The 14,709-nt window shown below is 45.0% G+C and carries 14 protein-coding genes; 5 read left to right on the top strand and 9 right to left on the bottom strand.

Annotated features, from left to right (window positions below):
- From ACFO4O_RS12100 to ACFO4O_RS12110, 3 genes are all read right to left on the bottom strand, one after another.
- Window positions 1-573 (bottom strand): glutathione S-transferase family protein, encoded by a 573-nt coding sequence (locus tag ACFO4O_RS12100; protein ID WP_382408870.1) that lies wholly within the window; start codon window positions 571-573, stop codon window positions 1-3.
- A gap of 56 nt (window positions 574-629) precedes the next feature.
- Window positions 630-974 (bottom strand): iron-sulfur cluster insertion protein ErpA, encoded by a 345-nt coding sequence (gene erpA, locus ACFO4O_RS12105; RefSeq protein WP_382408872.1) that lies wholly within the window; start codon window positions 972-974, stop codon window positions 630-632.
- A 78-nt stretch (window positions 975-1,052) separates the two neighbouring features.
- Window positions 1,053-2,153, bottom strand: coding sequence for a DUF6776 family protein (locus tag ACFO4O_RS12110; protein ID WP_382408874.1), 1,101 nt, complete (start codon window positions 2,151-2,153; stop codon window positions 1,053-1,055).
- 64 nt (window positions 2,154-2,217) lie between these two features.
- Between ACFO4O_RS12110 and ACFO4O_RS12115 the strand changes: the two genes are divergently transcribed.
- Both ACFO4O_RS12115 and ACFO4O_RS12120 read left to right on the top strand, forming a co-directional pair.
- On the top strand, window positions 2,218-3,897 hold the full coding sequence (locus tag ACFO4O_RS12115) for a chloride channel protein (protein WP_382408876.1): 1,680 nt from the start codon (window positions 2,218-2,220) through the stop codon (window positions 3,895-3,897).
- A gap of 25 nt (window positions 3,898-3,922) precedes the next feature.
- On the top strand, window positions 3,923-4,351 hold the full coding sequence (locus tag ACFO4O_RS12120; RefSeq protein ID WP_382408878.1) for a CopD family protein: 429 nt from the start codon (window positions 3,923-3,925) through the stop codon (window positions 4,349-4,351).
- A gap of 51 nt (window positions 4,352-4,402) precedes the next feature.
- Here the strand turns inward: ACFO4O_RS12120 and ACFO4O_RS12125 are convergent, their stop codons facing one another.
- Complete coding sequence (locus ACFO4O_RS12125) at window positions 4,403-5,068, bottom strand: hypothetical protein (RefSeq protein WP_382408880.1); 666 nt, start codon at window positions 5,066-5,068, stop codon at window positions 4,403-4,405.
- A gap of 359 nt (window positions 5,069-5,427) precedes the next feature.
- On the opposite strand from ACFO4O_RS12125, the gene ACFO4O_RS12130 reads away from it, so the two are divergent.
- Complete coding sequence (locus ACFO4O_RS12130; protein ID WP_382408882.1) at window positions 5,428-5,940, top strand: SdpI family protein; 513 nt, start codon at window positions 5,428-5,430, stop codon at window positions 5,938-5,940.
- Between the two features lie 35 nt (window positions 5,941-5,975).
- Here ACFO4O_RS12130 and ACFO4O_RS12135 read toward each other — a convergent pair whose 3' ends face one another.
- Window positions 5,976-6,614 (bottom strand): UPF0149 family protein, encoded by a 639-nt coding sequence (locus ACFO4O_RS12135; RefSeq protein ID WP_382408884.1) that lies wholly within the window; start codon window positions 6,612-6,614, stop codon window positions 5,976-5,978.
- A gap of 77 nt (window positions 6,615-6,691) precedes the next feature.
- Here ACFO4O_RS12135 and ACFO4O_RS12140 point away from each other — a divergent pair, with 77 nt between their 5' ends.
- Window positions 6,692-7,891: an Nramp family divalent metal transporter gene (locus ACFO4O_RS12140; RefSeq protein WP_382408886.1), complete on the top strand. Its 1,200-nt coding sequence runs from the start codon at window positions 6,692-6,694 to the stop codon at window positions 7,889-7,891.
- A 484-nt stretch (window positions 7,892-8,375) separates the two neighbouring features.
- Here ACFO4O_RS12140 and ACFO4O_RS12145 read toward each other — a convergent pair whose 3' ends face one another.
- On the bottom strand, window positions 8,376-8,555 hold the full coding sequence (locus tag ACFO4O_RS12145; protein WP_382408888.1) for a hypothetical protein: 180 nt from the start codon (window positions 8,553-8,555) through the stop codon (window positions 8,376-8,378).
- Window positions 8,556-8,570: 15 nt separating this feature from the next.
- On the bottom strand, window positions 8,571-8,708 hold the full coding sequence (locus ACFO4O_RS12150; protein WP_382408890.1) for a class IIb bacteriocin, lactobin A/cerein 7B family: 138 nt from the start codon (window positions 8,706-8,708) through the stop codon (window positions 8,571-8,573).
- A 477-nt stretch (window positions 8,709-9,185) separates the two neighbouring features.
- Between ACFO4O_RS12150 and ACFO4O_RS12155 the strand changes: the two genes are divergently transcribed.
- Window positions 9,186-12,380 carry a S41 family peptidase gene (locus ACFO4O_RS12155; RefSeq protein ID WP_382408892.1) on the top strand — a complete coding sequence of 1,065 codons (3,195 nt, stop codon included), beginning with the start codon at window positions 9,186-9,188 and terminating at the stop codon, window positions 12,378-12,380.
- 18 nt (window positions 12,381-12,398) lie between these two features.
- On the opposite strand, the gene ACFO4O_RS12160 is transcribed toward ACFO4O_RS12155, so the two are convergent.
- The gene (locus tag ACFO4O_RS12160) at window positions 12,399-13,964 is read right to left on the bottom strand and encodes an ATP-binding protein (RefSeq protein WP_382408894.1); all 1,566 of its coding nucleotides are present in this window, start codon (window positions 13,962-13,964) and stop codon (window positions 12,399-12,401) included.
- Window positions 13,955-14,650, bottom strand: coding sequence for a response regulator (locus tag ACFO4O_RS12165; protein WP_382408896.1), 696 nt, complete (start codon window positions 14,648-14,650; stop codon window positions 13,955-13,957). Before ACFO4O_RS12165 ends, ACFO4O_RS12160 begins: the two co-directional genes overlap by 10 nt.
- Between the last annotated feature and the right edge of the window lie 59 nt (window positions 14,651-14,709).

Raw genomic sequence — 14,709 nt, forward strand, 5'->3', positions numbered from 1 at the left:
CTAGCGAGGGTCAGTACTTATAACATCTTCATGTCTAGCGTAGCGGTCAACAAATGCACAAAGCTTAGGATAGTTGTCCATCTTGTAAAGCTCGCGATAAATGATCCAGTCAAGCAGCGCAAACAAAGTCATGGTTAAAAAATCCCAGCGCGCAAAGTCCTTTGACTCTATGGCACTTTCCAAACTATCGAACACCGCCGCTATACGCTCTCGCTGCAAGCGAAAATAAAGCGCATCTTGGTCGGTATCTACGTTTGAACGTTTCAACAAAAATAAGTTCACAAACGAGTCGGTCGCCGCTTCAATCGCGCTTAAATGATTTTGTTGTGCAACTGACAGAGCATCAGCCTGCCCTTTGCTGGCTAAATATTGATAAATAACCCCTGAATCGAGCACAATCTGACCGTTGTCATCAAGCATCGGGATTTTAAGCGTAGGATTGTGCTTTACGAGCATCGCTCTGTCGGCGGGTGCGTACACATCTACAACAACAAACTCAAAATCCAACTTTGCCATTAGCATACGAAGTCTGCGGACGTAGGGAGATGGCTTTGAGCCGTATAGTTTCATCATCGATGTACTCGCAATGTTTACTTTATTGACTTAAACAATTAATGATCAAATCAGAATTAAATACTAAATGACGCGCCACACCCGCATGTTGTGGTTGCGTTAGGATTATTCACCAAAAAGCGGGAGCCCTCTAAACCCTCAGTATAATCAACAATTCCGCCTACCAAATACTGCAGGCTCATAGGGTCAACGACTAGTGCTACGCTCTCTTTTTCAATTGTCATATCGCCTTCGTTTACCTTTTCATCGAAGGTAAAACCGTATTGAAAGCCTGAGCAACCGCCACCAGTGACATAGACTCGTAGCTTTAAATTGGGGTTTTCTTCCTCAGCGACTAAAGAGGCGACCTTTTTCGCGGCTGCGTCTGAAAATTCAATCGGCATCGCTGTTTCAACTGACATGCACTTCTCCAAACTCGTTCATTAGGCATGATACATAATGGCGCGATTATCTAGTACCTGAGTAGTTTAATCAAGTATTCACTCATTATAGGCGTCTTGCCATAGAATCGAGGTGCTATAATCGCCCTGCTTCGTTTTATATCTATACACACTGGTTTCAATTTCAAGTGCTTGCGGTAAAAAGTCCTCCGGCAACGTAAAGTTTATGCTTACTACCTCAAAGTATTTAAAACTATAAGAAAGTTTGTCTGCACTCATTGATGCCAAATCCGATAAATTATAACGCACTGCGGTGTCATCTTTTGTGCCACTCAAGCTTATTTGCAAGTTGCCTTTAATCACTCCTTTAAGTTTTTCGCGTTGTAACATGACGAAATTCAAGGTGTATTCACGCACATTGGTGGTATCGAGCACTTCTATGCCCTCAATCATAAAGCCGTCTTGGCTCAATTCGGGCGCCATAATGCGTTGATAAAATCCGAGCTGTTCTTTTAGCGTATTTTCTTGGGCATTGAGCGCTAACAAACGCTTTTGATGTTGTTCATTAGCTAACTTTGCAACATCCAGTTCAATTTCCATCGTGTTCATTCGCGAATGGAGCGTTTGGTTCTCTTGAGTAAGGTTGGCAATGGATTGCTTCATTGCATTAAGTTCGCTCGATTGCGTTTTGTCATACCAAGTTGCGCTCGCAAACCCCAAATAAAAACAAATGCCGAGGGCACCAAGCATGAGGCCATAATCTTTTACAAAATTCAGTCGTCTGCCGGAAGGCGCTGGCTTATTAGGCGTGGCCGACGCACTCTCTGGCGATTTTTGTATTGAAGTAGCCGTAGCAGGCACATTTTTACTTTGTGCTGGCGCTGGTTGCGCCGGTGTGGCAGTTTTTTTATTCGACGCTTTTTTTCTTTCCGGTTTTGCGGGCGATTTAGACGCTTCGGGCTTGGTGACGGGTTTATCTTCGGGTTTATCTGCGGGCTTGGCTTCATTTTTAGCAGCGGGTTTTGCTGGGGGCTTAGTCGACTTGGCCGCGGGCTTGGCTGCGGGCTTCGCTGGTGGCTTGGCTGCGGGCTTAGTAGCGCCTTTGGTCGTGTGGTTTTTTTTCGCGCCCGTACTCTTTCCGCGCGGCTTTGAGGTGCGAGGTTTTTTTGCTTGTGAGCTTTTTGATTTGTCATCCGACATCAAAAATCTCTCCTTTGGTTTTTGCTTATGTTACGATAAATCAACGTTTTATAAGAGATGAGCCATGTCACTACAATCTCTCCGGCTGGCGCTATCACAACCGAGTACGTCCGTGCAGCTTTGCCTTGTGGGGCTGGCGGGTGGGCTAATATCCGCCTTTGTGATTATTCTCTTTCGCTGGCTGTTGTCATTATCGCACGTGTTTATGCTCGACGGAATTGGCAATTATGCAGCCCTTGTACCTGAATACCGTCTAGCGCTTCCTATAGTCGCGGTTTGTTTCATTATTGTCGTAGCAAAACTCACCGGATTTAAACACTACCGGATGGGCATTCCCTTTGTTATTCACAGGGTAAAGCAGTTCTATGGGCACATTCCCATGCGCACCACCATCAACCAGTTTTTTGGCGGTTTATTCGCCCTCGCCAGCGGCTTTGTTGTGGGCAAAGAAGGACCCACCGTTCATTTGGCCGCGTGGGCCAGTCATCTCGTAGGCCATTGGCTCAGTGCCCCCTTTAACAGCCTGCGTATACTCGCCGGATGCGGTATCGCAGCAGGTATATCAGCGGCTTTTAATACGCCTCTGGCCGCCGTAATTTTCGTAATGGAAGTTGTGTTACGCGAATACAAAGTGCATATTTTTATTCCGGTCATGCTTTCGGCCGCGTGTGGGTCGGTATTAACCCGCGCCGTTTTTGGCGATGTAAGTGAACTGAGTTTTTTAAGCTTTACGCCTGTACCGGTACAGCAACTTCCCTTTTTAGTACTTATGGGTATTGTTATTGGCGTCGCGGCATCTCAATTTAACCGTCAGTTAATGTGGCTCATGCGCTTGTTTAGGCCGGTTAACATGATGGGCCGATTATTCATTGCGGCGTTCGTCACCGGCATAGCTGGGTATTCTATGCCTCAAGCCATGGGCGCTGAATTTATAAACGTATACCATTTTATCAATAGCGAATTTACAATGCAGGGGCTGATGCTCTTGCTTTTCGTCAAATTTGCGCTGGCGATAGTTGCCATTGGATTAGGCGTGCCCGGCGGCATTATCGGTGCGGTTATGGTGATTGGTATGTTGCTTGGCTTATTACTTATGCAGCTCATGCAGCCTATTATGCCTTTGATGGAACAAGACATGACGACAACCTACGCCCTGCTGGGCTTAGCCGGTTTTTTAGCCTCAGTGCTGCATGCGCCCATGGCTGCCTTGACCGCCGCAATGGAGCTTGCGGCCAGCCCTCAAGCAGTTTTGCCTTCTATTATTGTGATTGTGAGCGCCTACGTTACCGCCAAACAAATGTGCAATAACAGGTCGGTGTTTATCCAGCAGCTTGAGTACCAAGGATTGCCCTATACCACTTCAGTGATAAGAGATGTACTTCAACAAACTGGCGTAATGGCAATGATGAAAACCGATATAAAGGTGTTTAAGTTTGCCGCCGACAAAGCGCTTTATGACCATCTTCAAGAGCATCCCGAGCAAACGCTAATAAATCAGACCTCTGATCATCTTTCATCTTGTCAAATTGTTGAGCTAAACGTGAGTTTACAAGAGAATGAAAGCGCCTTAAGCATGCAAGACACTCAAGTGCTCAGTCAGCAGCATACCCTTGCCGATGTATACGACGCCTTGCAAACTCGTCGTCAAGGGGCGGTGATTATTAGTGGATTAGACGGCAAAGAAATATGCGGCGTGATCACGTGGAATATGGTGCATAATTACATGCAGCGTCAGCAACATTAATTGACATTTTTTACTGGAGAAAACAGTGAGCATACTCTGGCTTAAGGCCTTTCACGTATTTTTTATGATTGCATGGATGGCGGGCATATTTTACTTGCCTCGTTTATTTGTTTATCACGCCGATACTGAGGTACAAGCCGTAAAAGACCAATTTAAGGTCATGGAGCGCAGACTCTGGCTTTTTATCACGCCGTTTGCCCTGCTAACGTTAATTCTAGGCGCCATTATAATGTATATATACGGGACTGACTGGCTCAAAGCTAGCGGATGGCTGCACGCAAAGCTCAGCATTGTTGCGCTATTTTATGTCTACCATATGTATCTATGGCACCTAGTAAAAGTGTTTGCTCGCGACGCGAATACTCACAGCCCTAAATTTTATCGCTTTCTAAATGAAGCACCAGTACTTGCCTTATTAGCAATAGTTATTCTGGCCGTTCTTAAGCCTTTTTAGCATACAAAAAAGCCCGGTGACTACCGGGCTTTTGATGATATCGAATGACAATTATTTGCGCATTTTTCTTAAACCAAACGCAACTAGCGCTAGGCCGAACAGCGAAAACACACCTGGAGCGCTAACTGCGTCAACCGCCGCTTGGCTTACACCAGTAGTAAAGTTATCCCATCTAGTAATACCGCCTGGATCCGTACCGCCCACACGTAAAGACGAAATAAACGTTGTTGGAGCAAAGATAACGCCAAAGAACTCTGTACGCCCAGAACCGGCAACAGATGTGAAGTTAAATGTTGTCTCTTCTAAGGTAAGTGCGTCGGTTAATGTGAGGCTCATCTCGCCGCCGTCATTGTCTAATACGTCAAATCCAACCGCATTTACGGGTGCAGGAAAAACCACATCAAATTGGATGAGCGGCGCGCCGCCTCTTGACCCACGAATTCGATCTGAGTCGGCTGTAATTGAACTTCCATTGCCAGTATCAGAATAAACGTTGCCGAAAGCTGATGTGATAGGACTGCCGCCACTGATATTATCTAAATCGTCGATATCAAAAGAAAAGAGCTCAGCTTCCCACGCTGCGCGAGCCTCTGCAACTGTAAGAGGAACCTCTGTGGTGTTAAAACTTGAACCTTGAAAAAGTAACGCTGCGTTTGCGCTTGCTGCAAATAAGGCTGATGCAAACAAACCTGCGAGCGTGATTGTGGTACGTTTCATTATATGCTTCTCCGTGCTAATAATAATGAGTGGTGAATTTAAATTTCACGTAAACAAGAACCGTGCCATTAAAAATAATACAATTAATTCAATAGCTTATCTGATATTTTGACCAAGTGAAAACTCATCTGTAAAATTATTCGACAGGGATTATGAAAAAATGAGCTCACTATTTAGACGCTTGTACCGACGCGGCCAATCATTCTTTAAAATCGATGGCCTTACGGAGTGAATGGTGGTGATTAAGCATTGCGCATCGCGCCGACTCGCTTTTAACAAATGTTTAAAAAGGAATTTGCAGCATGCACCGGGCGAAGGTATAACAAGATAAGTTAAAACAAGTTAAGTTAAAACAAAGTATGCTAAAACCAACCAAGCTAGAAAAAACCAAACTTATTTTTTGGGTGAGCCTTTTTGTAAGCATAGCTTGTTTTATTGGCGGCTATGCAGTCTCTCCCGAACAAGTAGCCATTCACTTTGGTGCAGACGGCTCAGTTAACAATACATCCTCTAGCTTTACTCTCTTGCTGATTTGGCTAGCGGTCACCTTATTTGCAGTTTTACCCCTTTATCTTATCGCTATTTCGATAAAAAAATTTCCAGAAGACAGCGTTAACTTACCCAATAAAGCGTTTTGGTTCGCAGAAGAAAACAAGGCAGAAGCGTTTCGAAGATTAGAAGCTTGCTTAATTAACTTTGCCAGCGCCACAACCTTATTCCTTGCAGCTGTGTCTATATTGGTAAGCCTAGCCAATCAAGACTCTGTGCCGCAGTTGAACATGACTTTTTTGAGCTCAGTTGTAGGCGTGTTTTTAGGCTATTTAATAGTGTGGACATTTCAACTGTTCAAAATGTTTAAAGTGCCGGTTTAATGTGTTGCCTCGTAATTAAATTACTACGTAAACCACTACGCTGGCGACTTAGGGTCTTGTCTAAACGTTTCAAACTGATTGGGTAAAAAAGCGGCTAAGCGCCCTGAAATAGAGACATATTGCAGTAATGTACTTTCAAGTGATTGTGCGATTAGCGGCAGCTTTTTTTCGAGCTCTGGCTCTGCACGTGCATGAGCCTGTTCAATGGCGGCTCGAGGGTCGGCAAAGGTTGAAAACACCAATAAGCAGTGTTTAAGGTCTTTTGCAAAAGCGGGGGCTTCAGCTGGTTTTGCTTGCTGCATATGTCGCCATGCGCTTGCCCAAAGCTTTTCTAAGGACTGATGCGCTAACATCACGCCCGCACAATAATCCTGTAAAGGGGCAGAATTGCTTGGCCCGTCATATTGAGCATAGTCAGGCACATGCAGCTGATTTTCTTTCATTTGCGCGAGGGTGTGCTTAAAAAAACCAAACAAATGTTCAAATATCTCATCGATTTGCTTGGCGCTTGCCCCTTGTGACTGCGCGATATCGCCTAGTGTCCATGGCAACCAAGTGTCTGGCAATGGAATATCGGGAGATGCGCATGCACCCGTGATTGCGCCCTCTACAAAATATCGAGAGCGAAGGTATTGAGCATGTTCTGGATGTGCGTATAGGGCTAGTAAATTCATCAATATTTAGGCTGTAAACCAACAAAAGAGCGTGTCATGATAGCGCAATACCGCTTGATCACCAAAGGAGTCTCGCTTTGCGCGCTGCAATCAAAGGCATCATCATCACTGCTGCATTTATCGGCCCCGGCACGCTTACTACCGCCTCATTAGTCGGTGCTCAGCTAGGCTATCAGCTTGTTTGGGCCTTGGTTTTTGCGCTTTTTGCAACCTGCGTTTTGCAAGAAATGGCCTCACGCTTGGGCTCAGTAACCGGCAAAGGCCTGTCAGAATCAATCTTATTGCTTTACAACAAACGTGCTTGGAAATGGTTTGCCAGTGCGTTAATTTGCATTGCCATTGGTGTAGGCAATGCCGCCTATGAGGGTGGTAACCTAACCGGCGCAGGCCTAGGGTTGAGCGCTAGCTTTGGCGGCAGTATAGCCATGTGGTCGCTGGCGCTAGGTGTCATTGCCGCGCTACTGCTAATCAGCAATCAACATAAGCTAATTGAGGGCTTATTAATTGCTCTGGTTGCGTTAATGAGTTTGGTCTTTATTAGTTTGATGTTTATAGCTGGTTTAGATTTATCCGCCTTGTACGAGGGAATTACCCTTGAGCAAGGGCTATTTAGTGACTATGCCCTGCTCCTCGCAATCATTGGTACCACGATTGTGCCATACAACTTATTTCTGCATGCAGGACTTAGCGCTAAAGACAGCAGTGCAAATGGCGCAGGTGATGGGTCAAACCAAGGTAGCGGCAAGACTGGTTTATTTGCCACAATTGGTTTAGGAGGTTTGGTCACTTTTGCCGTGATGTCGTCTGCAGCAACCGCCTTTTTTGCCACGGGTATTGCGATGGACCGCAACAACATCGCTAATCAACTGGCTCCTTTATTGGGCGACAATGCCAGCTTATTTTTCGCCTTAGGCTTATTTGCCGCTGGGCTCAGTAGCGCAATCACTGCACCGCTTGCGGCCAGTTACGCTATTTCGGGCTTATTCGCTTGGCGTGCCGAGCTTAGCGACTGGCGTTTTAAAGGCCTGAGCTTGGCTATTATTGCGGTGGGTGTATTGGTATCGGTATCAGGTGCAAAGCCCTTTGCAGTAATTGTGCTAGCCCAAGCTGCCAATGCCTTATTACTACCCATCTCAGCCATATTGCTTCTGGTGGTGTGCAACAACAGCAACATGATGCAAAGCGCTAAAAACACAGCGCTTAATAATGTGGCTGCTATCGTGGTGATATTAACAGTAGTGCTTTTGGCAGCGTATAAATTGCTTACCTTGCTTTAATCGTGGGTAATGTGCCTGATTAGCAAGCTGTATTGACCGACCAACTCCGTACTCAAGCTCTGCCGAGCTTCACCATGTTTAAAATAGATTTTTAGATTTAGATGTCAATATAACCCGACCCACCAAAGCAAGTATTAAAACAAAGCCTCCGATGACCATTGCATCTGGGTCAGACATTTCGCTCAGGGACAAGCCTCTCTTTGTTAAATACAAAAACATCACTGAACATGGCAGCAATAAAAAAATGTAAAGCGCGTATGCTTTATTTTTATAAACGGCAACGAGGTAGACTATGCAAAGCACTATTATGCCCAATAAGATGGCTGGAGGTGGGTAGTTAGTAGTTTGATTTTGCGGCTCTAGGCCCAAAAAAAGCAGATAGCTCACACCTAAAATACAAGCGATACTGAGTACAACGGTTGAGATTATTACAGAGTATTTCATAAAATTCCTAAAGAGGACGCACAAGGCGTCCTAAATTTGATTAGCTATATATTGCCATGAAACCGCCAGCAATTGCACCTATGCCCGCACCTACACCTAAGGCTGTAGCAGCTCCGCCTGCAGTTATTGTGGTTGGTGCAAACATTGCCATTGCAACCGGCGCTAAAAATAAAAAGCCACCGCTGGTCATTTCTGTTTCGTGAACACTTAATTCAGTCATATTCAAGCCTCCCTATTATTTTAGAGTATTGTAAGTAGCAATGCCGCTAAACGTCGCTGCAAATACAGCTAACTCACCGTAAACTGCAATGGCCAAAAAAAGTGGAACCCGACCGCTTACTTCACTCGTTTGATTGATTTGTAATTCAGTCATAATACTTTCCTTGTAGTTAATGCTTATAGTTAATTAAAAAATATCGAGTTTGAAAACAAATTTGTTTGTATTTTTACAAAGGTTATCTCCTCTCGACGTGTCCTTTTTAATCTGAATGTCCTAGGCGTGTATACCGCACAAAAATATTGATTGTTGATAAAGAGTATTTTTGCCTAAAACTAACTCATAGACCGCTAGAAAACTAAATCATTGAGTTAAAGTCTTTGGCATTCTCTCAAGCAATCTGCCTTTTGGCTCTAATCCTTTAGTTGGCTCAACAAATACTGCGGTGTGATTACTGCGTTTTGATGATTAGCAACAATCCGAAAAAGTCGGCGCCGAGCCACCTAGTTATTTTATCGTCTTTCGTCTAATATGGATGCAACAACAAATAATTTACATTTGTGAGTGAGCACCATGACCCTACCCTCTCTAAAGTCTTTTTATGCGCTTGTAACACTTCAATGCCTCCTAATAATGAGCTTACCGAGCCAAGCGAGCCAATTACTTAGGCAACCTAGTGTCAGTGAAGGCAAGCTTGCCTTTTCGTATGCCAACGATATTTGGGTAAGTTCCGTAGATGGCGGTGAGGCTAAGCGCCTTACCAGTTTTCAAGGCAGCGAGAGCATGCCCGTATTATCGCCTAATGGCAGCCATGTGGCCTTTACCGGGGAATATGCAGGTAATACCGATGTGTATTTGGTGAGTAGCAATGGCGGTGAGGTCAAACGCTTGACCTATCACCCCGGGTCAGACGTCGCGGTAGCGTGGACGCCAGATGGCGAGTCTATTTTATTTCGCTCTACTCGCAGTAATGCGCCGCGCGGTTGGGATAGATTATATGTGGTCTCAATTGAGGGCGGAACACCCTCGCGTCTGCCCATGAACCGCGCGTTTTCTGGCTCCTTCTCGGCCGACGCACAAAGCCTTGTATTTCGCCGCGCCGGTTTTTGGGACAGAGGGTGGCGCAACTACCGCGGCGGTCAAAACCAAGCCTTGCGCATGATTGACCTAAACACCTTAGAAGAAAGTGACTTACCTTTTGATAACGACTTCGACCTTGACCCAGTTTGGGAAGGTGACTTCATCTACTTTTTGTCAAACCGTTCGCAAATTGCGAATGTGTTTCGTTACAACACACAAAGCAAAAACATTGAGCAAGTTACGCAGTCAACCGAGTTTGACGTGATGAGCTTTGCCGTTGATGGCGACACGCTTATCTATGAGTATATGGGTGATTTTTATAAGCAAAGTGTAAATGGTGGGCAGGCGCAAAAGATCAATATCAGCATCGACAGCAATTTTTATTGGCTACGTGAGCAATATGTCGATGCCAGCAAAACCCTAGGGGCGTTTGATATCTCGCCAAACGCAAAGCGAGCAGTGTTTGAAGCCAGAGGCGATATTTTTACGGTTCCTGTTGAGCACGGCTCACCGCGCAATATCAGTGACAGCTCAGATTCTCGCCAAGTATCACCTTCATGGTCAAACGATGGAACGCGCATCGCATGGTTCTCAGACGCCTCGGGAGAGTATCGACTTGTGATTGCAGATCAGCGCGGTCAACAACTTAAAGAAATCAGCTTAAAAGAGAGCGGATTTTATCAGGCCTTGCAATGGTCGCCAGATGACTCACGCGTAATATTTACCGACAACAAACAACAACTCTGGATTGTTAATATTGATAATGGCAGTTCAAGACTTATAGACCAAAACACCAACGTACATGTGATGCCAGAAATCATGGCAGGTTGGTCACCCGACAGTAAATGGGTGGCCTACACCACCCAAAACGCCAATATGTTTCGGGAACTTTCAATCTATTCGGTAGACGGGCGCAGCACCACGAAAGTCAGCGACGGTATGGCAGAGATTCGCTATCCGGTTTGGGACGCTGCGGGCGATAAGCTGTATTTTATCGCCAGCACCGATTATGGTCCTCATGCTGCATGGCTCGATATGTCGACGATTTCTTTCAACCCGACTTATCATCTTTACTACATGTTGTTAAATGATGATGCCACTTCACCCATTGCGCTTCAAAGCGACGAAGAGAGCGCAAACGAAGGTGTTGACGAACAGGGTCAAGAGGAAGAAAAAAGTGATGATGCGGTAAAAGTTTCTATTAAGTTTGACGGTTTAGCTAAACGAGTCATGCCTTTAATGGCCCACAGTGGACACTTTAGTCATGTAAAAGCCGGTAAAGCGGGCGACGTATTTTATGTAACGCATTATCAAGACGCAAACGGTGAGCAACAAAGCGATTTAATGAAATACAGCAGCGAGCAGCGTCAATCAAGCAAGCTCGCTAGCAAGGTGCAGCAATACGACCTATCTTTTAATAAAGAGTCTGTATTGGTTAATACTCAGCAAGGCTGGCATGTGTTTGCAAGTGACGCCGGCTCCTCTGCTGACGATAAGCACCTTAACATGGACTTGAAAAAGCGAGTGAATTACGCGCAAGAGTGGCAGCAAGTATTTCGAGAAGCGTGGCGCTTTCAGCGTGATTACTTATATGTAGATAATTTTCATGGTGCTGATTGGGATGCGGTATATGAAGCTTATCAGCCCTTGGTGGCATCTGTTAGCCATCCTGCTGATTTAACGTATTTATTAGATACCATGGGAGCGGAAGTCTCCGTTGGCCACAGCTACACAAGCGAGGGCGAACAGCCAGAAATTGACGCAAACCAAATTGGTTTGCTTGGCGTTGATTTTGTTCAAGACGATGAGGGCGTGAAATTAGTAAAAATCTATACTGGAGAGAGCTATTTCCCTGCGCAAAATATGGCAGCTCCGCTTGCAAAAGTCGCTCATAAAATTGCTCCTAACAGCTACTTATTGGCCGTGAATGGACAAAGCGTGAATCCAAATAAGAACGTGTATGAGTATTTTGAAGGAACCTTAGGTAAAGTCACCCAGATTAGCATTGGCAAAAGTGCTGATGACGACAATCCACAGCATTTTGACGTTAAGCCAATTGCAAACGACATTGCCTTGCGCCGTAACGATTGGGTAGAAACAAATCGCGCCTATGTTGATAAAGCAAGTAACGGCAAACTTGCATATGTATGGATACCTAATACTGCAGAAGATGGCTACACCAGCTTTAATCGTTACTTTTTTGCACAATCCGACAAACCTGGCGTTATTTTAGATGAGCGCTTTAATCATGGGGGCTTTATCGCTGACTATATCATTAGCGTATTACGCAGAGAGTTAAACGGCTTCTTCAACAATCCTTTCAAGCCCACCCAACCCATGACCAGCCCTGGCGCAGGCGTGTGGGGAACACAGGTGATGTTAATAAACGAAGTGTCTGGCTCTGGTGGCGACATGCTGCCTTACATGTTCCGCTTTTATGATATGGGTAAGCTTATCGGTAAGCGCACGTGGGGTGGACTCGTCGGTATTTGGGGCGTACCGCCACTAGTAGACGGCGGTTACATTACGGCGCCTCGTTCCGGCTTTTACGATATAGATGGGCAGTGGAAAGTGGAGAATGAAGGCGTAGCACCTGATATTGAAGTAGAGCAGCTCACTATTCATACAAGTCAGGGTAAAGACCCACAGCTTGATAGGGCAATTCAAGAGGCGCTTAAAGAGCTTGAGGGCTATCAAGACCCCATTAAAGCGCAGCCCAAAGCACCCGTAAGAGTGCCACAGCTTTAGCTAACGGATGACCGCGACTTAGCCCCTGCCGCGCTGCTGGCGGGGGGAACAGTCACATTCTGCATCCAAATCGTTGGGTAAAACAACGCTCACTGTCAGCCCGCCATATTTATTATTGGTGGCTTCAATGTGGCCTTTCATGGCATCAATCGCTTTTTGTGCAATTGCCAAGCCTAGTCCTGCGCCGCCACTGATGCGATCTCTGGCCTTTGATACTCTAACAAAAGGTTTAAATATGTTGTTAAGGTCCGCCTCTGCCACTCCACATCCGTCGTCTTCAATGGTAATTTTAAGTGTATTCTCCTGTTGACGTAACGAGACCAGCACGAATGATTTTGCATATTTAAGGCCGTTGCGAAGAATATTTTCTAAGCCGCTAGATAAAAGTTGCCGGTTTGCATTAAACAAGCATATCTGCCGTTCATGATTATCAAATGATACGGTAATCGATGCATTTTCATAAGCGGCATCATCGACTAAGTCTTGTAACATTGCATCAATTTGAAAGACGTCTCGCTGCCTTGTTTGCCCCAACTCTTGTCTAGACAAGGTCAACAAGCTACTGATCATTTCGTTAATTAGCTTGTTTTCTTTTTCAATACGTTGCAGGTGCTCATTATCGACCGTGTAATTTGTGGAACCTTTGTGCGTAGCTTGCTTATTTTGTTGGTGAATCAAATCTAGCGCTATTGATTGTCTTGCTAGGGGCGTCTTTAGTTCGTGAGATATATCAGCTAACAGGCGCTTCTGAACCAATATCTGCTGCTCTATGCGCGCAGCCATCGTGTTAAATTGGCGTCCTAATTCACCTAGTTCATCTTTGCTAAGCTTTCCTTCCGGTATCCTATAGTTCAACTGCCCATTTGCCATCTGTGAAGTGGCCTCTTGCAAATCTTTAACTGGTTTCACCAAGGTTCTCACTAGCGCAAAGCAGAACAGCCCACTGAGAAGGACCGACAGTACAGCTAATAATTTTGGACTATATTGATTCGCACTAACAAACCAAGCAAGCGGTTTGGGCACTGCGCGAAAAACCAAAAAGCGTTCGTCGCCAATCGTTAGATTCAGGGGGCCGTAGTATGCCGCCGAACTCGTATCAAAACGTTTAAGTTCTTGCTGATTTCTGAAGATTTGAAGTTGAATGTTTGAAGGGATAACGGGCGGAGGAAGTGCAATCAAATCTAAATCATCTGAAGTATTTAACTCACTTGACCGCTCTAGTCCAAAATTTTCTGACGATGCAGGAAGTTGCTCGTGTACGGGCAATGCAATCAAGAATATCTTATTGTCAACAGAATACTCGTACAGAGCCTGCGCCTTTTGTTCGGTGCTAAGGGGGCCGGCGTTTAAAGATACAAAATACTTATTGATATCTTGTTCAATCATACTTAGTTCGACAAGTTGCGGAGGGTCTATGTCATGAATTTCAAGTTCGAAAAACACCTGCCTCGCCAAGTACGCCGTGGTTGCAATTAATATCACAGTGGCAAACCAGAACCAGATAAATACTCGCGCAAAGATGCTCGCTGTAGGGTTAAATCGAAGAAAAATTCGACGCAATGGATTAGAGTTCGTCAACGCCATTCTTGCACCAGCATATAGCCATTTCCACGAATTGTACGTATCAGATTATTGGCTTTGCATAGTGCGAACTTTTTCCTAAGATTACAAAAATGCATGTCAATGCTGCGGTCAAATTCACTCAGTGGGCGGCGAAAGACATGTAAGCTGATGTCCTCTCTAGAAACTACTTTACCTTTATACAAAGCAAGCATTTCAACGAGTGCAAACTCAGTATCTGTAAGTGCCAAAAGCATACCGTCATAGAAGACTTCCCGTAGATTGCTATTTACAACCAACTTTCCAATATTCAAAATGGACTTCACACTACGATTAGCAGCATAATTTTCACGGCGAATGTGCGCTCGGATTCGGGCGAGTAATTCTCTAGAACTAAAAGGTTTTGGCACATAATCATCGGCACCGAGTTCCAAGCCATAGACTCGCTCAAACTCTTCGTCTTTTGCAGTTAGCAACACCACTGGCACCAACTGGCGTAAACGAATTTCTTTTAATACTTCAAAACCATCCATTTTGGGCAACATGATATCTAGCAGTATTAAGTCGAAGTTATACCTGCTCAAGATTGCCGCCACGGCCTCCCCATCGTGTGCAACTGTGACTTGATATCCCTCAACCGATAAATACTCACTTAATAAGCCGGTTAACTCAACATCATCGTCAATAAGAAGGATATTAGATTGTTGCATGGGTATTGGACTCTCCAATCATATTCACTTTAAAAAAGGTGAAAGAAGACATCGCAAAC

This window comes from Glaciecola siphonariae (assembly GCF_042652645.1).
In the GTDB taxonomy this organism is placed as follows: domain Bacteria; phylum Pseudomonadota; class Gammaproteobacteria; order Enterobacterales; family Alteromonadaceae; genus Glaciecola; species Glaciecola siphonariae.